This is a genomic window from Burkholderia sp. 4NA327C6 (genome assembly GCF_005502655.1).
In the GTDB taxonomy this organism is placed as follows: Bacteria; Pseudomonadota; Gammaproteobacteria; order Burkholderiales; family Burkholderiaceae; genus Burkholderia; species Burkholderia contaminans.
The window spans coordinates 40428-63195 of the sequence record NZ_SCNZ01000023.1; the positions used below are offsets into that span (position 1 = coordinate 40428).

Below are 22768 nucleotides of genomic sequence, written 5' to 3' on the forward strand. Positions count from 1 at the left end.
CATCCGGCGGCCGCTTCGGCGCGGTCAGCGCATCAGCGCCGCAGCAGATACGCGAGCAGCACTTCGGTGTTCATCCTGACCATCTCCGCGCGCTCGTCGGCGTCGGTGAAGTCGCGGCCGAGCGTCGCGGCGAGCGTGAAGCGGTTCGACACGATGTAGTAGCCGAGCCCCGACAGCGTCACGTAGAAGCGCAGCGGATCGACGTCGGTGCGGAACAACCCGGCCTTCTGGCCGCGCGTCAGCACGTTGCCGAGCTTCGCGACGATCGGCGACATCATCTCGCGGATCCGCGTCGACTTGTGCAGGTAGCGCGCTTCGTGCAGGTTCTCGTTGTTGATGAGCCTGAGCAGTTCCGGATGGTCGCGGTAGTAGTCCCAAACGAAATGCGCGAGCCGCGTGACGGCTTCGACCGGCGCGACGCCGTCGAGATCGAGCTCCCGCTCGGCCTCGGTCAGCGCGGAGAACGCGTGTTCGAGCACGGCCGTGAACAACTGCTCCTTGCTGCCGAAATAGTAATAGAGCATGCGCTCGTTGGTTTCGGCCCGGCGCGCGATCTGATCGACGCGCGCGCCGAACAGCCCTCCACTCGCGAACTCTTCGGCTGCCGCCATCAGGATGCGGCGGCGCGTACCTTCAGGATCTCTTTTGATTTTTGGCTGATTCATGGTGGCGTTTTGCTATGTGAGCCGCGTGATCCGGACCGGCACCCCCACCGCCTCGGCGCCGGCGCACCCTGGAACGAGCGCGCCGCGGGCGGCCGCCCTCCTGCTGAGCCCCTGCAAAAAAGCGGTTCGATTATGCGCACAGACGGCGTCCAGCGCAATGCGGGAAATCGGCGATAATCGAGCTTTGGCAAACCTTTCCGGCCGCGCCTCACGCGGCCGAGAGCCATTCGGCGCCGCAGCGCCCGTTGTCACCGTGACCGATTCCAGAACACTCGCAGATCGCATCGAAGATCTGCTTCCCCAGACGCAATGCACGAAGTGCGGCTATAACGGCTGCCGCCCGTACGCCGAGGCGATCGCCGCCGGCGACGCGAACTACAACCAGTGCCCGCCCGGCGGCGCCGAAGGCATCGCGCGCCTGTCGAGCCTGCTCGGCAAACCGGTGATTCCGCTGAACCCCGTCAACGGCAGCGAGCATCCGCGCGCGGTCGCCTTCATCGACGAAAGCCTGTGCATCGGCTGCACGCTGTGCATGCAGGCGTGCCCGGTCGACGCGATCGTCGGCGCGCCGAAGCAGATGCACACGATCATCGAGTCGCAGTGCACCGGTTGCGACCTGTGCGTGCCGCCCTGCCCGGTCGACTGTATCGCGATGCTGCCGGTGACCGGCGAACGCACCGGCTGGGATGCGTGGTCGCAGGAACAGGCCGATGCCGCACGCGAGCACCATGACCTGCGGCTCGCGCGCCAGCGCCGCGAACGCGAGGCCGCCGAAGCGCGCGCGGCCGCCCGCCGCGCGGCCAGTGCCGCGAAGCCGGCTGCGGCACAAGCGGAAACCCAATCCGCCGCACCGGCCGCGGACGACGCCGAAGCGAAGAAGCGCGCGATCATCGCCGCCGCGCTCGAACGGGCGCGCAAGAAGAAGGAAGAGCTGTCCGGGCAAGGCGCCGGACCGAAGAACACCGAAGGCGTGAGCGCGGCCGTCCAGGCGCAGATCGACGCGGCCGAGGCGCGCCGCAAGCGGCTCGCCGAACAACAGGCCCGGCGCGACGCCGAAGCCGCGGCCGCGAGCGGCAACGACGACGAGAACGACGCAGGCAACGACGGCCCGGGCGGGCCGTCCGCACCGCCCGACCAGAACGCTCCATGAACGCCAGCAAACGACGCGCGATCTACGAAACGCTGCAGAGCCTCAATCCGCATCCGACCACCGAGCTCGAATACTCGACGCCGTTCGAGTTGCTGATCGCCGTGATGCTGTCCGCGCAGGCGACCGACGTATCGGTCAACAAGGCGATGCGGAAGATGTTTCCGGTCGCGAACACCCCGCGACAAATCGTCGCACTCGGCGAAGAAGGCGTCACCGAGTACATCAAGACGATCGGCCTGTACCGGACCAAGGCGAAAAATGTGGTCGCGACGTGCCGGATCCTGCTGGACCGCTACGACGGCGAGGTGCCGGCCGATCGCGAAGCGCTCGAAGGGCTGCCGGGCGTCGGCCGCAAGACCGCGAACGTCGTGCTGAACACCGCGTTCGGCCAGCCGACGATCGCGGTCGACACGCATATCTTCCGCGTCGCGAACCGCACCGGCCTCGCGCCGGGCAAGGACGTGCGCGCCGTCGAGTCCGCGCTCGAGAAGTTCACGCCGAAGGAATTCCTGCAGGACGCGCATCACTGGCTGATCCTGCACGGGCGCTACGTGTGCAAGGCCCGCAAGCCCGAATGCTGGCACTGCGCGATCGAGCCGCTGTGCGAATTCCGGCCGAAGACGCCGCCGCCCAACGAGTGACGCGCCACCGCTGACGTGCCGCAAGCCGCCCGGCGCCGGGCGGCCGGGCGCACGATGCGCGCCGCGCCGGCCGTAGGCCGTCGGCCGGCCGTCCAACCGCAGCCGCAACCGCGATAGCGCGTCGCCACCCGCGCCATCGCCCCGCTTTCCCCGTCCGGACTACGCGTTGGACGTCGCCGTCGCGTCGTCTGCCGCCGCGCCGCCCGCACGCACCAGCGCCAGCACGGCAGCCAGAATCGCCACGCCGCCCGCCCACTGCAGCGGCGACAGCGCTTCGCCGAACAGCAGCGCCGCAAGCGCGACCGTCACGACCGGTTCGAGCGTCGACAGCATCGACGTGCGCGCGGCCCCAAGCCGTTCGAGCCCGGCAAAGAACGCGAGCATCGCCGCGACCGTCGACACGAGCGCGATCGCGAGCATCGACGCCCAGCCGCCGGCCGTCGCGGGCCAGCGCGGCGGCGCGCCGAACGCGGCGGTCCGCACCACGGCGATCGCCACGAGCGTCGCGGTTGCCGACAGGCAGATGATCGCGGTGGTCGCGAGCGGATCGACGCCGCGCGTGGCCTTCGTCCCGCCGACGATGTACAGCGAATAGATCACCGCGGCGGCCAGCGCGAGCGCAATCCCGAGCGGCTCGCCATGCCCGCCGCCGACCATCAGCGCCGAACCCGCGACGCACAGCACGAGTGCAACGGCCTTCGCGCGCGTGAGGCGCTCGCCGAGCCACCATGCGGCCAGCAGCGTGACGAAGGCCGGATACAGGTAAAGCAACAGCGCGACGAGGCTCGCCTGCGCGTGCTGCAGCGCGCTGAAATAGCAGAACGACTGCCCGACGTAGCCGAGCGCGCCCATCGCCACGAGCGGCACGAGCGCACGCCCGCGCGGCCATGCGACGCGGCGATGCCGAGCGATCGCGGCGAGCACCGCGCCGCCGATCGCGAAGCGCACGATCAGCAGCCCGAGCACGTCGACGCCGGCCGCGTATGCGTAGCGGCCGAAGATCGCCATCGCGCCGAATGCGGCGGCGGACAGCGCGACATAGAGCGTGCCCTGCAGGGCGGCGGACGACGGGCGGGCGGTGTCGGTCATGATGGAATCGGGACGATCGGCGTGGCGCCGGAAATCGTCGGAGTTTAACGGTGCGGCGGCGGCGAGCCTAGCCCGCGCTTACCCGTTCCCGGGCGCTGGCCGGGCACTGTGGAAACCGGCCGGCACGGCGTACCGGAGCGGCCCGCGGGCGACCGGCACTGCCACCCCGCACCCGCCCGCCGCCAGCGCCGTCCGCCGACCCGGCGTACAATGCGCGACGCGGCATCACGCCGTCCGAATCACGACGTTTCCCCACCATGTTCAATCCAAGCCGCGACGAAGTGCGTCGCTTTTTCACCGAGACCTGGCGCAAGCAGCGCGCCGGCGAGATCCTGACGCCGCTGGAAGCGATGGCAGCCGACTGGATCGTCGAGCATCCCGAATACCACGACGAACTCGCCGACGCCAATGGCGCGACCGCGCGCGAGTACACGCCCGAGGAAGGCCGCACGAACCCGTTCCTGCACCTGTCGATGCACCTCGCGATCAGCGAGCAGCTGTCGATCGACCAGCCGCCCGGCATCCGCGCCGCGCACGACAAGCTGGCGGCCAAGCTCGACTCGACCCACGACGCGCAGCACGTGATCATGGAATGCCTCGGCGAGACGATCTGGGAAGCGCAGCGCACCAGCACGCCGCCCGATACCGACGCGTACCTGCAGCGCATCCTGCGTCGCGCATCGCGCGACTGAGTGCCGCAGCGCCGGCGCGCGGACAAAAAAATACCCCGCCGAGGCGGGGTATTTTACTGCGCGAGCCCGTCGGGCCCGGCGCGCTTACTTCTTGAACACGAGGTCGGTTTCTTTCAGCGACTCGATGTAGGCCGCGATGTCCTTCATGTCGCTGACCGACAGGCTCTGCACCTGCGCCTGCATGATCGCGTTGTTGCGACCGAGCAGCGGATTCGTCAGGCCCATCTGGTACTGGCGCATCGCCCATACGAGGTAGTCGGCGTGCTGGCCGGCGAGGCGCGGATATTCGGCGTTGATCGGCTTGTTCATCTGCGCGCCGTGGCAGGCGGCGCAGTTGTGCGATTCGACCAGTTCCTTGCCCTTCGTGATGTCCGCCGCATGTGCGGTACCGATCGCGAGGCCGGCCGCCAGTGCAACCGCCGCCGTCTTGAATGCGTTGTTCATGAATGCTCCTGTCCCGCCGGTAAGAATCGGCGGCGCGCGCTTTACTTGTAGGGATTGTCCTTCGTGTCGGCCTTCTGGACGGCGTAGTACGCCGCCAGATCCGCGATGTCCTGGTCCGTCAGCGAACCGGCGATCGCATTCATCGACGGGAAGTGACGATCCTTCTTGCGATAGGCCTTCAGCGCGTTCTCGAGGTATTGCTGGTTCTGGCCGCCGAGGACAGGCACCCGGTAGACCTCCGGATACGCCGCGCGGTAGTCCTGGATGCCGTGGCAACCGATGCACATGGCGGCCTTGCTCGCCCCGTCCTTCGGGTTGCCGACCACACCGGCCGCCTGCGCGCTGCCCGCGAGCGCCACGAGCGCTGCGACAACGACGTGTTTGCCGACGAATTTGTTCATAGCTCTTGTAACCTAGCTTGAGGGGAAACTGGCGCCGAAGCGGCAACGGCCCGCGCCGTTATGCTTGTCAGGTCGCCACGCAGGCCAAAAAAAACGGCCAGATTGTACCGCGTCGGCGGGGAACCCGTCCACAAGGCGCCCCGGTTCTCCCCGCCACAGCCCCGCAACGATACGCGGGCGCGGCCCAACCGGACAGCCCTTCTGACTTATACTGGGTTTTTTCCCCCGATTGAGAAGAGCGCCGCCATGCGTTTCGAAGGGTCCTCGCACTACGTCGCCACCGACGATCTGAAGCTCGCGGTCAATGCCGCGCTGACGCTGCAACGCCCGCTGCTGATCAAGGGCGAGCCCGGCACCGGCAAGACCATGCTCGCCGAGGAAGTGGCCGCCGCGCTCGACATGCCGCTGCTGCAGTGGCACATCAAGTCGACCACGAAAGCGCAGCAGGGCCTGTACGAATACGACGCCGTATCGCGGCTGCGCGATTCGCAGCTCGGCGACGAGCGCGTGAAGGACATCTCGAACTACATCGTCAAGGGCGTGCTGTGGCAGGCGTTCGATGCCGAGCACCCGAGCGTGCTGCTGATCGACGAGATCGACAAGGCCGACATCGAATTCCCGAACGACCTGTTGCGCGAGCTCGACCGGATGGAGTTCCACGTGTACGAAACACGGGAAACGGTCCGCGCGAAGCACCGCCCGCTCGTCATCATCACGTCGAATAACGAGAAGGAGCTGCCCGACGCGTTCTTGCGCCGCTGCTTCTTCCACTACATCCAGTTTCCCGACCCGGCGACGATGCAGAAGATCGTCGCGGTCCATTTCCCGGACATCCGCGAGGAACTGCTGCGCGCGGCGCTCGAGAGCTTCTTCGAATTGCGCGGCGTGTCGGGCCTGAAGAAGAAGCCGTCGACGTCCGAGCTGCTCGACTGGCTGAAGCTGCTGCTCGCCGAGAACATCCCGGCCGACCAGCTGCGCGGCGTGGATGCGAAGCAGATCGTGCCGCCGCTCGCGGGCGCGCTGCTGAAGAACGAGCAGGACCTGAGCCTGCTCGAACGGCTCGTCTACATGAACCGGCACAACCGGTAATCCTCCCTCACCCGCGAAGGCCCGGCCATGCTGCTCAATTTCTTTTACGCGCTGCGCGCAGCCAAGCTGCCCGTCTCGGTGAAGGAATACCTGACGCTGCTCGAATCGCTGAAGGCCGGCCTGATCTCGCCGTCGATCGACGCGTTCTACTTCCTCGCGCGGATGACGCTCGTCAAGGACGAGCAGTACTTCGACAAGTTCGACCAGGCGTTCGGCGCGTATTTCCACGGCGTGTCCGCGCTGCCGTCCGAAGCATTCGACATTCCGCTCGACTGGCTCGAGAAGCGCCTCGAGCGCGAGCTGTCACCCGAGGAAAAGGCGCAGATCGAGGCGATGGGCGGGCTCGACAAGCTGATGGAGCGCCTGAAGGCACTGCTCGACGAGCAGAAGGAGCGCCACGAAGGCGGCAACAAGTGGATCGGCACCGGCGGCACGTCGCCGTTCGGGCACGGCGGCTACAACCCGGAAGGCGTGCGCATCGGCGGCCCGTCGAATGGCAACCGCACCGCGGTGAAGGTGTGGGAGGCGCGCGCGTATCGCGACTACGACGATTCGGTCGAGATCGGCACGCGCAACATCAAGGTCGCGCTGCGGCGGCTGCGCCGCTTCGCCCGCGAAGGCGCCGCCGAGGAGCTCGACCTGCCCGGCACGATCCGCAGCACCGCTGCCAACGCGGGCTGGCTCGACCTGCGCATGGTGCCCGAGCGCCACAACAACGTGAAGGTGCTGATGCTGCTCGACGTCGGCGGCTCGATGGATGATCACATCAAGCGCACCGAAGAGCTGTTCTCCGCCGCGAAGGCCGAGTTCAAGCACCTCGAATTCTTCTACTTCCACAACTGCGTGTACGACCACCTGTGGAAGAACAACCGCCGCCGTCACTCGGAGCGCACCGCGACGTGGGACGTGCTGCACAAGTTCACGCCCGACTACAAGCTGATCTTCGTCGGCGATGCCACGATGAGCCCGTACGAAGTGCTGCAGCCCGGCGGCTCGGTCGAATACAACAACCCGGAAGCTGGCGCCGTATGGCTGCGCCGCCTCGCCGACCAGTTCCCCCATCATGCGTGGCTGAATCCCGAGCCCGAGCGGCTATGGGAATACCGGCAATCGGTCGCGGTGATCCGCGACCTGCTCGGCCATCGCATGTATCCACTCACGCTCGCGGGCCTCGAAACCGCGATGCGCGCACTCAGCAAGTAACGACACCCACCACGCACGAAGGCCGCGTCCGAGCGGCCTCCCCCCCGGAGATAGCATGAACCCCTCGCCCACCGCGAGCGCCAGCCGCGCCGGCGGCCGCCGCTTTTTCGCCGATACCTCCGTGTCGGCACTCGTCGCCGGCTTCGTCGCGATGATGACGGGCTACACGAGCTCGCTCGTGCTGATGTTCCAGGCCGGCCGCGCCGCCCACCTCACCGATGCGCAGATCTCGTCGTGGATCTGGGCGCTGTCGATCGGCATGGCGCTGACGACGATCGGCCTGTCGCTGCGCTTTCGCGCGCCCGTCGTCGTCGCATGGTCGACGCCCGGCGCCGCGCTGCTGATCGCATCGCTGCCCGGCGTGCCGTACCCCGAGGCGATCGGCGCGTTCGTCGTCTGCGCGGTGCTGCTGACGGCCGTCGGCGTGAGCGGGCTGTTCGACACGCTGATGCGCAAGATTCCGGCCGGCATCGCCGCCGCCCTGCTCGCGGGCATCCTGTTCGAGATCGGCATCGAGATCTTCCGCGCCGCGCAGTTCCAGACGGCGCTCGTGCTCGCGATGTTCTTCACGTACCTGATCATCAAGCGGCTCGCGCCGCGCTATGCGATCGTCACGACGCTGATCGTCGGCACGGCGGCGGCCGGCGGTCTCGGCCTGCTCGACTTCAGCGGCTTTCACATCGCGTTCGCGAAACCCGTGTTCACGATGCCCGCGTTCTCGATCGCGTCGATCGTCAGCATCGGCATCCCGCTGTTCGTCGTCGCGATGGCGTCCCAGAACGTGCCGGGCATCGCGGTGCTGCGCGCGGACGGCTATCGGACCCCGTCGTCGCCGCTGATCGCGACCACCGGCCTCGCGTCGCTGCTGCTCGCGCCGTTCGGCTCGCACGGCGTCAACCTCGCGGCGATCACGGCCGCGATCTGCACGGGCCCGGAAGCGCACGAGGATCGCGAGAAGCGCTACACGGCCGCCGTGTGGTGCGGCACGTTCTACCTGGTCGCGGGGATCTTCGGCGCGACGATCGCCGCGCTGTTCGCGGCGCTGCCGAAAGCGCTCGTCGTGTCGGTCGCCGCACTCGCGCTGTTCGGCTCGATCATGAGCGGCCTCGCGAACGCAATGCAGGACGTGAAGCAGCGCGAAGCAGCACTCGTCACGTTCATGGTCACCGCGTCGGGCCTGACGCTGCTGTCGATCGGCCCGGCATTCTGGGGGCTCGTGGCGGGGATCGTCACGCAGGTGATCCTGAACGCGCGCCGCCCCGCGTGACGCGGCACGGCGGCCGCCGCTGCGTCCATCGGACACGCCAGAACGTGCCCGACACGAATCGGGCCTAGAATAGCGGATCGGAGGCGGTGCCCGGCGCCGCCTCGCTTCGCCGCCGCGTTCGCGCGGCCCGTGAGAACCCGGCGCCTTGCGCCCTTCTTCCGAATCGCCATGACTACCGCACTCGACCAGCTGAAGCAGTACACGACCGTCGTCGCCGACACGGGCGATTTCCAGCAGCTTGCGCAATACCAGCCGCAGGACGCGACCACGAATCCGTCGCTGATCCTGAAGGCCGTCCAGAAGGATGCGTACAAGCCGATCCTCGAGAAAACCGTCCGCGATCATCGCAACGAAAGCACCGATTTCATCATCGACCGCCTGCTGATCGCATTCGGCACCGAGATCCTGAAGCTGATCCCGGGCCGCGTGTCGACCGAGGTCGACGCGCGCCTGTCGTTCGACACGCAGCGCTCGATCGACAAGGGCCGCGAACTCATCAAGCTGTACGAAGCAGCCGGTATCGGCCGCGAGCGCATCCTGATCAAGCTCGCCTCCACGTGGGAAGGCATCCGCGCGGCCGAAGTGCTGCAGAAGGAAGGGATCAAGTGCAACATGACCCTGCTTTTCTCGCTCGTGCAGGCCGCCGCATGCGCGGAAGCCGGCGCACAGCTGATCTCGCCGTTCGTCGGCCGCATCTACGACTGGTACAAGAAGCAGGCCGGCGCCGAGTGGAATGAAGAGAAGGACGGTGGCGCGAACGATCCGGGCGTGCAGTCGGTGCGCCGCATCTACACGTACTACAAGACGTTCGGCTACACGACCGAAGTGATGGGCGCGAGCTTCCGCACGACCAGCCAGATCACCGAACTCGCCGGCTGCGACCTGCTGACGATCAGTCCCGATTTGCTGCAGAAGCTGCAGGACAGCAACGAGACCGTCACGCGCAAGCTGTCGCCGGAAGCGCTGCAGGACAAGCCCGCTTCGCGCGTCGCGATCGACGAGGCCGCGTTCCGCTTCCAGCTGAACGACGACGCGATGGCAACCGAAAAGCTCGCCGAAGGCATCCGCGTATTCGCCGCCGATGCGGTGAAGCTCGAGAAGCTGATCGACTCGCTGCGCTGAGCCGCTGAGCCGCTGAGCCACGACAAGCGTCAGCGGCTGTCAGCAACACTGGCAACAGCCGTCAGCACGCACGCCGCACACGGCCGCGAACGTCATGTTCGCGGCCGTTTTTTATTTTCATTCCATCGTCAAGCACGCGCACTACAATCCACGTCACGGGTGCGTCGGCCGCTTCCCGACGCGCCCTTTCCCAGTCAGTCTTGCTCGACGCCGAACCCGCGCGGATGCGCAGGGCGGCGCCCTCAATACAGGAGACAACGATGCAAGTCCAACCGTACCTGACGTTCTACGGTCGCGCCGACGAAGCCCTTCAGTTCTACGAAAAGGCGCTCGGTGCGAAGACGATGTTCAAGATGCACTTCAAGGACGCGCCGCCGAATCCCGACTACACGATTACGCCGGAGATGGCCGACAAGGTGATGCACGCGAGCTTCACGATCGGCGACTCGATGATCATGTGCTCGGATGGCGACTGCAGCCAGCCCGGCGGCGGCATGCACGCCGGCTATTCGCTGTCGCTGAACCCGGCGACGGTCGAGGAAGGCCAGAAGCTGTTCAATGCGCTCGCCGACGGCGGCGAAGTGACGATGCCGTTCGGCAAGACGTTCTGGGCGCTCGGCTTCGGGATGGCGAAGGATCGTTTCGGCGTGCACTGGATGGTCAACGTCGAGGATCTCTCGCAGCGCGAGAGCCTCGCGGAGCGCGCGCAGGGATAACACGAAAGACAAAGCCCGCCACCTTGCCGGTGGCGGGCTTTTTCATTGCGTGGCCGTGCAGGCAGCGTCAGCCTTCCACCACGTCGAGATAGTCCTCCGGCCGCGTGCGATCCTCCGCATGCGCGATGCCCATCACGCGCACCAGCACGCTCACCACCACCGCCACCACCAGGTTCACGACCAGCGACCACACGGCCGCATAGCCGGGAATCGCGAGGCCGAACAGGTGGATCGTGAAGATCGAGCTGGCCAGCTTCAGCGAGATCGCCATCCACGTGCCGCACACGATGCCGGCCGCCCAGCCGGCCAGCAGGCCGCGATGGTCGAGCACGCGCGTGTACAGGCCGAGCACGATCGCGGGCAGCGTCTGGATGATCCAGATCCCGCCGAGCAGCTGCAGCTGGATCGCATAGGTCAGCGGCAGCCCGAGGATGAACGCGACCGCACCGACCTTCACGATCAGCGATACGAGCTTCGCGACGTGCGTTTCCTGATCGTGCGACATGTTGCGGTTCACGAACTCGCGGTGAATGTTGCGCGTGTACAGGTTCGCGGCCGCGATCGACATGATGGCCGCCGGCACCAGCGCGCCGATGCCGATCGCCGCGAACGCGACGCCGACGAACCACGACGGGAAATACTGGAGGAACAGCGCGGGCACCGCGAAGTTCGGGCCGAACGCCTTGAAGTACGGCGCGTACTGCGGCATGTCCTTCACGCCCGACGCGAGCGCCATGTAGCCGAGCAGCGCGAGCAGGCCGAGCACGAACGAATACGCGGGCAGCATCGCCATGTTGCGGCGGATCGAGTTGCCGGACGACGACGACAGGATCGCCGTCACCGAGTGCGGATACAGGAACAGCGCGAGCGCGGAGCCGATCGCGAGCGTCGCGTACGCGCTGTAGCCGTTCAGGCTCATCGCGTCGGGCGCCTTCAGCAGCAGCTTCGCAGGCGGCACGCTCGCGAAGATGTGCCCGAAGCCGCCGAGCTTCGCGGGAATCACGATGACCGCCGCGGCGATCGTGATGTAGATCAGGATGTCCTTGACGATCGCGATCATCGCAGGCGCGCGCAGGCCCGACGTGTACGTGTACGCGGCGAGGATCGCGAACGCGATGATGAGCGGCAGGTCGCCGACGAAGCCGGTCGTGTCGAAGCCGAGCGCGCCTATCACCACCTCGATGCCGACGAGCTGCAGCGCGATGTACGGCATCGTCGCGACGATGCCCGTCACCGCGATCGCCAGCGCGAGCATCCGGCTGCCGTAGCGTGCGTTGACGAAGTCGGCGGCCGTCACGTAGCCGTGCCGCTTCGCGATGCTCCACAGCTTCGGAAATACGACGAACGCGAACGGATAGATCAGGATCGTGTACGGCAACGCGAAAAAGCCCATCGCGCCGGCGCCGAACACGAGCGCGGGCACCGCAACGAACGTGTAGGCGGTGTAGAGGTCGCCGCCGAGCAGGAACCACGTGACGATCGTGCCGAAGCGGCGGCCGCCGAGGCCCCATTCGTCGAGATGGGCGAGATCGCCGCGCCGCCAGTTCGCGGCCAGGAAACCGATGATCGTGACGCCGATGAACAGCAGGACGAAGACGAAGGTTGCGCCGAGATTCATCGCGCACCTCCCTGCGGGCCGCTCGCCTTCCACGCGTTCTTGGTCTTGAAGTACACGAACGCGGTGATCACCGCGCTAATGAAGACCCAAAGCAGCTGGTACCAGTAGAAAAACGGAAAACCCAGCCATTGCGGTTCGATCTTGCTGTACGACGGTACCCAGACCATCGCAATCAGCGGCAGTACCAGCAGCCAGAGCCAGCGCTTCGCGGCCCGGTTGGCGTCGGCATCGTGAGCCATGACGTCTCCTCATCTTTCCCGGTTATCGATCTTGTTGAGCGGGTACGGCGCCGAGAGGAGCGCAAAACGGGTAGGCTGCGGCTCCCCTGGCTTCGCGCCAGTATAGGAGCCGCGGGCACGCGGTCAAGCAGGGGCGAACCCGAGGTGATCCGCCCCTTGTCGCGTGGTTGCACCGGCATGCCACCGGTGCATGAAGCGTCAGATCGCGAACGAGGTGTCGCGTGCGCCGGTCGTTTCTTTCAAGGCTTTCACCCACTTGCGCGCGGGCAGCTTCAGCGTGTCCTCGATCAGCTTCGCGCGTTCGTCGAGCTGCGCGAACGACACGTCGAGCGCGGGGCCCGAGAACGCGATCGCGATCCGGTTGCCGTCATGCACTTCCGGCAGCGCGATCACGCGGTGATCGAACGCCGCGTTCAGGTGCTTCATGTTGCGCACGAAGCTCGGATGATCGCCGAACAGGTTGATCGTCGCGATGCCCGCGTCGGCGAGGCAGCCGCGCACCGCGCGGTAGAACGCGACGCTGTCGAGCACGGGGCCGCGCGCGGTCGCGTCGTACAGGTCGATCTGGATCGCGCCCGTCGTGCCGCGGTTGGCAGGGTCGTTGACGAAATCCCACGCGTCGGCTTCATGCACGGCGAGACGTGCATCGTCGGGCGGCAGCGCGAACATCGTGCGCGCGGCGACGATCACGGCCGGGTTCAGCTCGACGGCCTCGACCTTCGCGTGCGACAGGAAGCGGTGCGCAAACTTGGTCAGCGCGCCGGTACCGAGCCCGAGCTGGACGATCCGCTCGGGCGTTTCGAGGAACAGCAGCCACGCCATCATCTGCTGTGCGTATTCGAGCTCGATACGCAGCGGCTTCGAGATCCGCATCGCGCCCTGTACCCACTCGGTGCCGAAGTGCAGGAAGCGCACGCCGCCCTCTTCCGAGAACGTGACGGGTGCGAAGCGCGGCTTGCGCGGCGCTTCGAGCACCGGCACGTCGTCGTGTTCGTCGATCTCCGGACGGCGCTTCACGCGCGGCGGGTGGAGTTTTTCGGAGCCGTTGTACGCGGACGGCTTGCTGCGCTTGGACGCGCGCGCCTCGGCGGACGCGCGCTTGATCAGTCGGGTCATGTGTGAATCTCGCTGGGTGAAGCTGGTTTTGGCGGACGAGAGGATAGCATTGGTGGGAGAACGGAGACCGCGACCCACGCGCGGCCTCGCGTGACGTTGAATCGCGTCGGCGCTACGCTGCATTCGCGGATCACTGGAGAACACATGACGTCGAACGAAAGGAAGATCTGGTTTCCGGCCAAACGCTACGGCTGGGGATGGGGGCTGCCCGTGGCCTGGCAAGGGTGGGTCGTGCTGCTTCTGTTCGCGATCGGGATCGTCGCGAGCGCTTGGCTCGTGCCGCCGCGCGAGTCGCCGTTCGCGTATGGCGCCTGCATCGTCGTGCTGGTCACGCTGCTCACCGCGGTGTGCTGGGTAAAGGGCGAGAAGCCGCGGTGGCGATGGGGCAGGGACGATTGAGCTTCGCTCGCCCCGCTGCTGCAAGGGCGGGCCGGGAAGAAACACCTGTCCGCCTTCCATCATCGATACGCCGTGACAGCGCTCTGTCGAACGGCTGAATTGTCTCGGGTCCCGCGCAACGCAAGAATGTGACGAATCGGCCCTGCTCGGCAGGTCACATGCGCATTCGCATTCGCCTTCGCCACGCCCGCATCCGGTACTGAACCGGCGTCACCCGTCGGTGCTGCTCGATCTGTCGACTGCTGCCCCTACCACCCCGCCCTGCCCGCTCGCGATGCCGCATTTGAGCGGCCGCACGGCGTTCGTGCGCACCGCTTGAAAATATACCCAAATAGGGATAAATTCGTCGATGGATCCATACATCAAACCGCTGTACTGGCTCGGCTCAGCGCGCAAGGATTTGAAAGCGATGCCGCAAGCCGTGCAGGACACGTTCGGCTATGCGCTGTATCTGGCGCAGACGGGACGCAAGCACGATCAGGCCAAGCCGTTGAAAGGATTCGGCTCGGCCGGCGTGCTCGAGATCGTTGAATCGGAAGACAACGGCACGTATCGCGCGGTCTATACGGTGAAGCTCGGCAGCAGCGTGTACGTGCTGCACTGTTTCCAGAAGAAGTCGTCGATCGGTATCGCAACACCGAGGCCGGACAGCGATCTCGTCCGCGAACGTCTGAAAGCGGCCGAAGCACACGCACAAGGAGTAAGGCGATGATCGAAATCGAACAGGGCAGCGGCAACGTCTACGCCGATCTCGGCATGCACGATGCCGCCGAAATGCGGGTGAAAGCGCAGCTCGCCGCGAAGATCGCGGAAATCATCAAGGCGCGCCAATGGACGCAGCAGCACGCGGCCCGGTTGCTCGGCATCACGCAGCCGAAGCTGTCGAACATGCTGCGCGGGCAGTTTCGCGGCGTCAGCGAAACGAAGATGCTCGAATGTCTGGCGAAGCTCGGACGCGACGTGCACATCGTCGTCGGGCCCGATCGTCAATCGGAAGTCGAAGGGCACATCGAAGTCGTCTTCGCAGCGTGACGGCCGCGCCTGGCCGATCGCGTCGGGAGGCCGATGGCAGATGCCGCAAGGGCCCGATCCTTCAGGAAAGGATTCCGCGCCACTGCGCGAGCTTCTGATCGAAAGACAGCATCGCATTCGCCGGGCTCGACGATGGCAGCACGAGCGTGTCGTACCCGGCCTGACCGATCACCTCGGCAAACCGCCCCGCCGTCTTCCCGTTGAAACACACTTTCTTCAGCAACGGCGCATGCTCGCGCAACGACGCGAAGTCGTTCGGCTTCGCATTGCGGATCGCGGAATCGAGACTGCCTTGCCGATGGCACGCATCGAGCACGTCCCAGATGCCGATGCCGTGCTTCAACACGTGCTCGAGCCGCGCGTCATACGCGAGCTCATGCAGCCCCGGCTCGCCGAGCACCGCACCCAACAATCGCCAGAACTGGTTGCGCGGATGCGCGTAATACTGCGCGGCATCGAGCGACGCCTCGCCCGGAAAACTGCCGAGGATCATCGTGTGCGTATTCGGCGCGACGACCGGCGGAAAGCCTTGCAGCATCACACTGCTCCGCGCGGCCCGACGGATCCCGGCCCGTCGCCGTGCGCATCGAGATGGCGCCACAGCGCCGGCAGCATGCACTCGGTGACCATCAACGGCTTGCCGTGACGCTGGAACACCGAGCGCCGCGCGGCGAACGAATGCGGCGCGCGCGCCCCGCCAAGCGCATGGGTCGCCAGCGCATACAGCGGATGGCCAGCGATCACGCGCCGGCTGACGAGCGCCGAACGCTCCACCTGCGGATCGCTGTACAACAATTCCGCCAGCGGCCGCGTGCGCAGCCGCCGCATCGCCTGCCACACGCCTTTGCTCGCCGCGAGCGGCGCGATGCTGTGCGCGGCGACGAACGGCGTGCCGTCGACCGACAGGATCACCTCGCGCACCCACATCGGTGCGCGCGGCGCACTGGCGAGCGCGTCCGGCTCGTCGAACCACGGGCAATCGACGGCCTCGCGCGTCACGCGCACATTCACACGGCCGAGCCGCGCGAGGTGCGCGGTGAGCGATCCGCCGCGCGTCAGCCAGTCGCGCTGGTCGAGCGTGCAGCCAGGCCGCGGCGTCTCGCGCCAGCCGGCCTGACCGCCGTCGAATCGCATCCGCGCGTTCACGCGGCGCGCGACAGCAGCAGCGCGTTGGTCCGCTTCACGAAGCTTGCCGGATCGTCGAGCATGCCGCCTTCGGCGAGCAGTGCCTGATCGAACAGCAGGTGGCACCAGTCGCCGAAATCGGCGCTGTCGGCGTTCAGCTGCTTCACGAGCGCGTGCTCCGGGTTGATCTCGAGGATCGGCTGCATCGCCGGCGCGTTCTGGCCGGCCGCCTTCAGCATGCGCTGCAGGTAGCCGCTCATGTCGTTGTCGTCGGCAACGAGGCACGACGGCGAATCGGTCAGGCGGAACGTGACACGCACTTCCTTCACCTTGTCGCCGAGCGCTTCCTTCATCTTCTCGACGACCGGCTTGATCGCCTCGCCCGCCTGTTCCTGCGCCTTCTTCTCTTCGTCGTTCAGCTCGCCGAGATCGAGATCGCCACGCGCCACGCTCGCGAGCGGCTTGCCGTCGAATTCGTGCAGGAACGACAGCATCCATTCGTCGACGCGATCGGTCAGCAGCAGCACCTCGACGCCCTTCTTGCGGAACACTTCCAGGTGCGGGCTGTTCTTCGCGGCCTGCCACGTATCGGCGGTCACGTAGTAGATCTTGCTCTGCTCGGGCTTCATGCGCGACACGTAATCGGCGAGCGACACGTCCTGCGCGTCGGTGTCGCCGTGCGTCGATGCGAAGCGCAGCAGCTTCGCGATGCGCTCGCGGTTCGCGTGATCCTCGCCGAGGCCTTCCTTCAGCACCTGGCCGAACGCCCCCCAGAACGTCTTGTACTTCTCCTTGCCGGCATCGTCTTCCGCGTTCGCGAGCTCTTCGAGCATCGACAGCGCGCGCTTCGTCACCCCTTCGCGGATCGCCTTCACGTCGCGGCTTTCCTGCAGGATTTCACGCGACACGTTCAGCGGCAGGTCGGCCGAGTCGACGACGCCCTTCACGAAACGCAGGTACTGCGGCAGCAGCTGCTCGGCGTCGTCCATGATGAACACGCGCTTCACGTACAGCTTCAGGCCGCCGCGGTAGTCGCGGTTCCACAGGTCGAACGGCGCGTGCGCCGGGACGAACAGCAGCTGCGTGTATTCGCTGCGACCTTCGACACGGTTATGCGTCCACGTGAGCGGATCCTGGTGATCGTGCGCGATGTGCTGATAGAACTGCGTGTACTGCTCGTCGGTGACGTCGCTCTTCGAACGCGTCCACAGCGCGCTCGCCTGGTTGACGGTCTCGTCCTCGTCCTTCAGCACCATCTCGCCCTTTTCCTGATCCCATTCTTCCTTCTGCATCAGGATCGGCAGCGCGATGTGGTCGGAATACTTCTGGATGATCGACTTAAGGCGATGCGACGACAGCAGTTCGTCCTCGCCTTCGCGCAGGTGCAGCGTGATCGTGGTGCCGCGCTGCGCGCGCTCGATCGCGTCGATCGTGAAATCGCCCTCGCCCGCGCTTTCCCAGCGCACGGCTTCGCTCGCCGGCAGGCCGGCGCGGCGCGTCTCGACGGTGATCTTGTCCGCGACGATGAAGCCCGAGTAGAAGCCGACGCCGAACTGGCCGATCAGCGCCGCATCCTTCTGCTGGTCGCCGGACAGCTTAGTGAAGAATTCCTTGGTGCCCGAACGCGCGATCGTGCCGAGGTTCGCGATCGCCTCGTCGCGGCTCATGCCGATGCCGTTGTCGTCGATCGTGATCGTGCGCGCGGCCTTGTCGTAGCCGATGCGGATGCGCAGGTTCGGATCGTTCTCGTACAGCGCGTTGTCCGCGAGCCCTTCGAAACGCAGCTTGTCGGCCGCGTCGGACGCATTCGACACCAGTTCGCGCAGGAAAATTTCCTTGTTGCTGTAGAGCGAATGGATCATCAGGTGGAGGAGTTGCTTGACCTCTGCCTGAAAGCTCATCGTTTCGTGTGCCATGGATGCTGTTTCCTCTTACTTGAACTGGAAAGGGGTGACGCCGGCGCCCGGCGCGCGATGCCGGCGGCCCCATGAAGGACGACCGCCTGGCGCCAGCGGTTTGCGCGCGTATCTGGGGACGGCGCGCGGCATTTCAAGAGCCGGCCTGCCGCGCCGCGTCACGACGCGCGCCGCACCGCCGAATCGATATAGCGCGCGAGCAGCCCGGGGAGCGCCGGATCGCCGCAATTCGCGACGTTGAAGCGCATCCACGTGGACGGCGATTGCTGCGGCGAGAACAGGCTGCCCGGCGTCAGCAGGAAGCCGGCTTCGTGCGCGACCGCCGCGAGCGCGTCCGAATCGACGCCCGTGTCGGCCCACAGGAACATCCCGGCCGCCGGCATCGTGAAGAGCCCGAGCCCCGTGCGCTCGAGCATCCGCGCGGTCTTGTCGCGCACGCCGTCGAGCCGCGCGCGCAGCCGCTCGACGTGGCGCCGGTAATGCCCTTCGGTCAGGATCTTGTACAGCACGCGCTCGTTGAGCTCGGGTGTCGTCATCCCGACCAGCATCTTCTGGTCGGTGACCGCCTTCGCGATCTCCGGCGCGCAGGCCACGTAGCCGACCCGCAGGTTCGCCGCGAGCGTCTTCGAATAGCTGCCGAGATAGATCACGCGCTTCAACTGGTCGAGGCTCGCGAGGCGCGTGGCCGGATAGCTGGGCGGGCACAGGTCGCCGTACACGTCGTCCTCGACGACGAGGAAATCGTACGCCTCCGCGAGCTTCAGGATCCGGAACGCCTGCGCGGCCGACAGCGACGTGCCGGTCGGGTTCTGCAGCACCGAATTGATCACGAGCATCTTCGGCCGCCACATCTGCACCAGGGTTTCGAGCGCGTCGAGGTCGGGGCCGTCGGGCGTGTACGGCATCCCGACCAGCTGCGCGCCCTGCGCCGCGAAACGGCCGAACATCTGGAACCACGCGGGATCGCCGACGATCACCGCATCGCCCGGCCGCATGTAGATCCGCGAGATCAGGTCGATCGCCTGCGTGATGCCGGACACCAGCACGATCTGTTCGGGCTTCGCGCCGATCTCGACTTCGGCGAGGCGCGTCTGCAGTTGCTGGCGCAGCGGCAGGAAGCCCTGCGCGGTGCCGAAGCCGAGCATCTGCGCGCCCGACTGGCGCCCGAGCGCGCGCAGCGCGCCGGTGATCAGCTCGCCGTCGAGCCAGCGGCCCGGCAGGTAGCCGAGGCCCGGGCCCTTCTCCGGGCTGACGGTGTGCAGCATGTTGCGCAGCAGCCAGACGACGTCGATCGTGTTGTGCACGGGCGCGGCCTCGGCCACACGGGCGACGCTGTCGGCCGGCTGCGGGCCGGCGGCCGTGCGCTCGCGCACGTAGAAGCCGGAGCCGCGCCGCGAGTCGAGATAACCCTGTGCGACGAGGCGCTCGTACGCCTCGACGACGGTGAAGCGCGACACGCTCTTGTCGAGCGCGAGCTTGCGGATCGACGGCATCCGCATGCCGGGCCGGAACACGCGCTCGTCGATGCGCCGTCGCGCCCACTGGACAAGCTGGTCGACGAGCGTGAGCGTGGCCGTGTCGTGCGGCGCGGGAATCTGGGCGAGTGGAACGGTGGACATGGGCGGCAGCTCCAACTGTACCGAAGGCTATCGCGCCGATTGTACCGTTACTGTGCCGGTAGCGACGATTACAGTTGACCGGAATGGCGGCCGTGCGGCCACCGTTCCGGCTCCGCCGCACCTGGCCCCGTGCCCGCCGGCCCGCATCGCGGCCGGTACGCCGGCCGGTCCGGCTACCGCCGGGCGCATCGCCTGCCCACCATGACACTTTCGCTTCCCGACCGACGTTCATGCCAGCCCGCTCCCTGACACTCGACCATCTCGTGATCGCCGCGCGCACCCTCGACGAAGGCGTCCGCCATGTCGCCGACGCCCTCGGCATCGAACCGGCCGGCGGCGGCCGCCATCCGCTGATGCGGACCCACAATGCGCTGTTCGGCGCGTGGGGCGGGCTCTACCTCGAAGTGATCGCGGTCGATCCCGATGCGCCGGTGCCGAACGACGGCGCGCAGCCGCCGCGCGCGCGCCTGTTCGGGCTCGACGACCCGGCCATGCACGCGCGGCTCGCGCAGGGCCCGTTTCTCGCGCACTGGGTCGCGCGCGTCGACCGTCCGCGCCAGCTCGCGCTCTGGCAGCGCCAATACCCGGCGCGCATCCCGCCGGTCGTCGCGATGCGGCGCGGCGACCTGAGCTGGGGCCTCACCGTGCCGGACGACGGCACGTTCCCCGCATGGCAAGGCGCGGGCGACGGCCTCCTGCCGTCGCTGATCCAGTGGGACAGCGCGCACCATCCGGCCGAATCGCTGCCGGGCGACGGCGTCGCGCTGAAGGCACTCAAGGGCACCCACCCGCGTGCGGACACGATCCGCGAGCAGCTCGACTGGCTCGGCGCCGCCCACCTGCTCGACCTCGATACCGCCGACGGCCCGCCCGCGCTGGTCGCCGAATTCGACACGCCGCAGGGCGCGCGCACGCTGCGCTGAACACCCCGCCCCCCCCTGAACGACATCAATACCGGCAACACGGAGACAACCCTCACATGAATTCGCGCGAAACCCGGGGCATGCTGCTCGGCCTCATCGGCGTGATGATCTTCAGCCTGACGCTGCCGATGACGCGGATCGTCGTCTCCGAACTCCATCCGCTGCTCAACGGGCTCGGCCGCGCGCTTGCCGCCGCGGTACCGGCCGGCCTGCTGCTGTGGTGGCGCCGCGAGCCGCTGCCGACCCGCGCGCAACTGAAAAGCCTCGCGATCACGTCGCTCGGCGTGATCATCGCGTACCCGGTGTTCTCCGCGTGGGCGATGAAATCGGTCCCGGCCTCGCACGGCGCGGTGGTCAACGGGCTGCAACCGCTGTTCGTCGCGCTGTATGCGGCCTGGCTGTCGCACGAGCGGCCGTCGAAGGCGTTCTGGGCCAGCGCGGTGGCCGGCAGCGCGCTCGTGATCGCGTTCGCGCTGCGCGACGGCGGCGGCACCGTGCAGGCCGGCGACGCGCTGATGCTCGTCGCGGTCGGCATCGGCGCGTTGGGCTATGCGGAAGGCGCGCGCCTCGCGCGCCAGATCGGCGGCTGGCAGGTGATCTGCTGGGCGCTCGTCGTGTCCGCGCCGTTCCTCGTGCTGCCGGTCGGCTGGCTCGCGTGGACGCAGCATGCCGCGCATCCGGGCCCGCTCGCGTTGCGCACGTGGCTCGCCTTCGGCTACGTGACCCTCTTTTCGCAATTCATCGGCTTTTTCGCGTGGTATGCGGGGCTCGCGATGGGCGGCATCGCGCGCGTCGGCCAGGTGCAATTGCTGCAGATTTTCTTCACGATCGCCTTTTCCGCGCTGCTGTTTGGCGAAACGGTGACGCCGTCGACGTGGCTGTTCGCAGCCGCGGTGATCGCCACCGTGGTGCTCGGGCGCCGCTCGGCGGTCGCCACCGCCGCGCAACCGGCTCGCGCCGGCTGAACAGCTGCGCCATAATGGGCGTTTTGCCTGATCGGTTTGCCCACCCAGCCGCGAAGGCTCGATCGCGCTCGCGCCCGCCCACCCGGCGGCGTCGAAGCGATTTGCCCGAGCGACCTTTCTTGACTGACCACGATATCCGAACGAGGAGACTATGAATCCGAGCGACCTGCATCCGCCGCACTGGCAGCTTTCCGAACGCGCACGCAAGCTGACGAGCTCTGCGATCCGCGAAATCCTGAAGGTCACGGAGCGCCCCGAGGTCATCTCGTTCGCCGGCGGCCTGCCCGCCCCTGCCACGTTCCCGGCCGAACGCATGCGCGCCGCCGCCGATCGCGTGCTGCGCGACGCGCCGGCCGCCGCGCTCCAGTACAGCGCGACCGAAGGCTACCTGCCGCTGCGCGAATGGATCGCCGAACGCTACAGCGTGCGCGTGTCGCAGGTGCTGATCACGACCGGTTCGCAGCAGGCGCTCGACCTGCTCGGCAAGGTGCTCGTCGATCCGGGCAGCCCGATCCTCGTCGAAACCCCGACCTACCTCGGCGCGCTGCAGTCGTTCTCGCTGTACGAGCCGCGCTACGTGCAGGTGCCGACCGACGAGCAGGGCCTGCTGCCGGCCGGTCTGACGCCCGAACTCACGCAAGGCGCGCGCCTGCTGTACGCACAGCCGAACTTCCAGAACCCGACCGGCCGCCGCCTGCCCGTCGAGCGCCGCCGCGCGCTCGCCGCGTTCGCGCAGTCGAGCCCGTTCCCGGTGCTGGAAGACGATCCGTACGGCGCGCTGAACTACCGCGGCGAGCCGCTGCCGACGATGCTGTCGATGGCGCCCGATCACATCGTGCACCTCGGCACGTTCTCGAAGGTGCTCGCACCGGGCCTGCGGATCGGCTACATCATTGCGCCCGAGGAACTCCACTTCAAGCTCGTGCAGGCCAAGCAGGCCACCGACCTGCACACGCCGACGCTCACGCAGCGCATCGCGCACGAAGTGATCAAGGACGGCTTCCTCGACGAGCACATCCCGACGATCCGCGAGCTGTACAGCGCGCAGTGCGACGCGATGCTCGGCGCGCTCGAGCGCCACATGCCGGAAGGCGTCACGTGGAACCGCCCGGAAGGCGGGATGTTCATCTGGGTGAACCTGCCCGCGCAGATCGACAGCATGAAGCTGCTCGCCGCGGCCGTCGACAATCACGTCGCGTTCGTGCCGGGCGCACCATTCTTCGCGGACAACGCACAGCAGAACACGCTGCGCCTGTCGTTCGTGACGGTGCCGCCCGACAAGATCGAGGAAGGCGTCGCGCGCCTCGGCAAGCTGCTGCGCGAACGTCTCTGATCCC

General features: G+C 67.2%; 25 protein-coding genes. 14 read left to right on the top strand and 11 right to left on the bottom strand.

The annotated features are described in order from the left end of the window. Positions 1 to 32: 32 nt before the first annotated feature. On the bottom strand, positions 33 to 665 hold the full coding sequence (locus FFS49_RS22740; RefSeq protein ID WP_039370405.1) for a TetR family transcriptional regulator: 633 nt from the start codon (positions 663 to 665) through the stop codon (positions 33 to 35). A 157-nt stretch (positions 666 to 822) separates the two neighbouring features. On the opposite strand from FFS49_RS22740, the gene rsxB reads away from it, so the two are divergent. Both rsxB and nth read left to right on the top strand, forming a co-directional pair. Further along, entirely contained in the window at positions 823 to 1815 is a 993-nt protein-coding gene (gene rsxB / locus FFS49_RS22745) for an electron transport complex subunit RsxB (protein WP_105818701.1), read from the top strand. Next, positions 1812 to 2456, top strand: a complete 645-nt coding sequence (gene nth / locus FFS49_RS22750) for an endonuclease III (RefSeq protein ID WP_039370399.1) — start codon at positions 1812 to 1814, stop codon at positions 2454 to 2456. The genes rsxB and nth overlap by 4 nt, the downstream gene beginning before the upstream one ends. Before the next feature lie 159 nt (positions 2457 to 2615). Here nth and FFS49_RS22755 read toward each other — a convergent pair whose 3' ends face one another. After that, the gene (locus FFS49_RS22755; RefSeq protein WP_105818700.1) at positions 2616 to 3545 is read right to left on the bottom strand and encodes a DMT family transporter; all 930 of its coding nucleotides are present in this window, start codon (positions 3543 to 3545) and stop codon (positions 2616 to 2618) included. Between the two features lie 257 nt (positions 3546 to 3802). Between FFS49_RS22755 and FFS49_RS22760 the strand changes: the two genes are divergently transcribed. Continuing rightward, a complete protein-coding gene (locus FFS49_RS22760; protein ID WP_105818699.1) occupies positions 3803 to 4237 on the top strand; it encodes a DUF1841 family protein in 435 nt (144 codons plus the stop codon). An 84-nt stretch (positions 4238 to 4321) separates the two neighbouring features. Here the strand turns inward: FFS49_RS22760 and FFS49_RS22765 are convergent, their stop codons facing one another. Together FFS49_RS22765 and FFS49_RS22770 are read right to left on the bottom strand one after the other, a co-directional pair. Next, on the bottom strand, positions 4322 to 4681 hold the full coding sequence (locus FFS49_RS22765) for a cytochrome c (RefSeq protein ID WP_027786804.1): 360 nt from the start codon (positions 4679 to 4681) through the stop codon (positions 4322 to 4324). Between the two features lie 41 nt (positions 4682 to 4722). After that, the gene (locus FFS49_RS22770) at positions 4723 to 5082 is read right to left on the bottom strand and encodes a c-type cytochrome (RefSeq protein WP_011352793.1); all 360 of its coding nucleotides are present in this window, start codon (positions 5080 to 5082) and stop codon (positions 4723 to 4725) included. A 246-nt stretch (positions 5083 to 5328) separates the two neighbouring features. Here FFS49_RS22770 and FFS49_RS22775 point away from each other — a divergent pair, with 246 nt between their 5' ends. The 5 genes from FFS49_RS22775 to FFS49_RS22795 all read left to right on the top strand — a co-directional run bounded on the left by FFS49_RS22775 (position 5329) and on the right by FFS49_RS22795 (position 10479). Continuing rightward, positions 5329 to 6171 (top strand): MoxR family ATPase, encoded by an 843-nt coding sequence (locus tag FFS49_RS22775; protein ID WP_011352794.1) that lies wholly within the window; start codon positions 5329 to 5331, stop codon positions 6169 to 6171. 27 nt (positions 6172 to 6198) lie between these two features. Next, a complete protein-coding gene (locus tag FFS49_RS22780; RefSeq protein ID WP_034190734.1) occupies positions 6199 to 7374 on the top strand; it encodes a VWA domain-containing protein in 1176 nt (391 codons plus the stop codon). A gap of 55 nt (positions 7375 to 7429) precedes the next feature. Next, the gene (locus FFS49_RS22785) at positions 7430 to 8641 is read left to right on the top strand and encodes a benzoate/H(+) symporter BenE family transporter (RefSeq protein ID WP_039370387.1); all 1212 of its coding nucleotides are present in this window, start codon (positions 7430 to 7432) and stop codon (positions 8639 to 8641) included. 168 nt (positions 8642 to 8809) lie between these two features. Next, on the top strand, positions 8810 to 9763 hold the full coding sequence (tal, locus tag FFS49_RS22790; RefSeq protein ID WP_039370385.1) for a transaldolase: 954 nt from the start codon (positions 8810 to 8812) through the stop codon (positions 9761 to 9763). Between the two features lie 260 nt (positions 9764 to 10023). After that, positions 10024 to 10479 carry a VOC family protein gene (locus FFS49_RS22795; RefSeq protein ID WP_105818698.1) on the top strand — a complete coding sequence of 152 codons (456 nt, stop codon included), beginning with the start codon at positions 10024 to 10026 and terminating at the stop codon, positions 10477 to 10479. Between the two features lie 67 nt (positions 10480 to 10546). Here FFS49_RS22795 and FFS49_RS22800 read toward each other — a convergent pair whose 3' ends face one another. From FFS49_RS22800 to FFS49_RS22810, 3 genes are all read right to left on the bottom strand, one after another. Then, a complete protein-coding gene (locus tag FFS49_RS22800) occupies positions 10547 to 12097 on the bottom strand; it encodes a monocarboxylate uptake permease MctP (protein WP_039370375.1) in 1551 nt (516 codons plus the stop codon). Further along, the gene (locus tag FFS49_RS22805; RefSeq protein ID WP_011352801.1) at positions 12094 to 12336 is read right to left on the bottom strand and encodes a DUF3311 domain-containing protein; all 243 of its coding nucleotides are present in this window, start codon (positions 12334 to 12336) and stop codon (positions 12094 to 12096) included. Before FFS49_RS22805 ends, FFS49_RS22800 begins: the two co-directional genes overlap by 4 nt. Positions 12337 to 12534: 198 nt before the next feature. Further along, complete coding sequence (locus FFS49_RS22810) at positions 12535 to 13452, bottom strand: spermidine synthase (protein ID WP_105818697.1); 918 nt, start codon at positions 13450 to 13452, stop codon at positions 12535 to 12537. Between the two features lie 144 nt (positions 13453 to 13596). Here FFS49_RS22810 and FFS49_RS22815 point away from each other — a divergent pair, with 144 nt between their 5' ends. The 3 genes from FFS49_RS22815 (at position 13597) to FFS49_RS22825 (ending at position 14883) form a co-directional block, all read left to right on the top strand. After that, positions 13597 to 13851, top strand: a complete 255-nt coding sequence (locus FFS49_RS22815; RefSeq protein ID WP_071334800.1) for a hypothetical protein — start codon at positions 13597 to 13599, stop codon at positions 13849 to 13851. A gap of 349 nt (positions 13852 to 14200) precedes the next feature. Continuing rightward, a complete protein-coding gene (locus FFS49_RS22820) occupies positions 14201 to 14563 on the top strand; it encodes a type II toxin-antitoxin system RelE/ParE family toxin (RefSeq protein WP_046544690.1) in 363 nt (120 codons plus the stop codon). After that, positions 14560 to 14883 carry a helix-turn-helix transcriptional regulator gene (locus FFS49_RS22825; RefSeq protein ID WP_046544689.1) on the top strand — a complete coding sequence of 108 codons (324 nt, stop codon included), beginning with the start codon at positions 14560 to 14562 and terminating at the stop codon, positions 14881 to 14883. The genes FFS49_RS22820 and FFS49_RS22825 overlap by 4 nt, the downstream gene beginning before the upstream one ends. A 61-nt stretch (positions 14884 to 14944) precedes the next feature. Here the strand turns inward: FFS49_RS22825 and FFS49_RS22830 are convergent, their stop codons facing one another. The 4 genes from FFS49_RS22830 to FFS49_RS22845 form a co-directional block, all read right to left on the bottom strand. Beyond that, positions 14945 to 15421 carry a DNA-deoxyinosine glycosylase gene (locus FFS49_RS22830; protein WP_105818696.1) on the bottom strand — a complete coding sequence of 159 codons (477 nt, stop codon included), beginning with the start codon at positions 15419 to 15421 and terminating at the stop codon, positions 14945 to 14947. Then, positions 15421 to 16017, bottom strand: a complete 597-nt coding sequence (locus FFS49_RS22835) for a chorismate lyase (RefSeq protein ID WP_039370667.1) — start codon at positions 16015 to 16017, stop codon at positions 15421 to 15423. The genes FFS49_RS22830 and FFS49_RS22835 overlap by 1 nt, the downstream gene beginning before the upstream one ends. An 8-nt stretch (positions 16018 to 16025) precedes the next feature. After that, positions 16026 to 17924 (bottom strand): molecular chaperone HtpG, encoded by a 1899-nt coding sequence (htpG, locus tag FFS49_RS22840; RefSeq protein WP_047852434.1) that lies wholly within the window; start codon positions 17922 to 17924, stop codon positions 16026 to 16028. 158 nt (positions 17925 to 18082) lie between these two features. After that, positions 18083 to 19543, bottom strand: a complete 1461-nt coding sequence (locus FFS49_RS22845) for a PLP-dependent aminotransferase family protein (protein ID WP_039370360.1) — start codon at positions 19541 to 19543, stop codon at positions 18083 to 18085. Positions 19544 to 19773: 230 nt separating this feature from the next. Here FFS49_RS22845 and FFS49_RS22850 point away from each other — a divergent pair, with 230 nt between their 5' ends. From FFS49_RS22850 to FFS49_RS22860, 3 genes are all read left to right on the top strand, one after another. Beyond that, positions 19774 to 20466: a VOC family protein gene (locus FFS49_RS22850; protein ID WP_105818695.1), complete on the top strand. Its 693-nt coding sequence runs from the start codon at positions 19774 to 19776 to the stop codon at positions 20464 to 20466. A gap of 56 nt (positions 20467 to 20522) precedes the next feature. Then, positions 20523 to 21431: a DMT family transporter gene (locus FFS49_RS22855; RefSeq protein WP_071334805.1), complete on the top strand. Its 909-nt coding sequence runs from the start codon at positions 20523 to 20525 to the stop codon at positions 21429 to 21431. Positions 21432 to 21582: 151 nt separating this feature from the next. Next, complete coding sequence (locus tag FFS49_RS22860; RefSeq protein WP_105818694.1) at positions 21583 to 22764, top strand: PLP-dependent aminotransferase family protein; 1182 nt, start codon at positions 21583 to 21585, stop codon at positions 22762 to 22764. Positions 22765 to 22768: the final 4 nt, after the last annotated feature.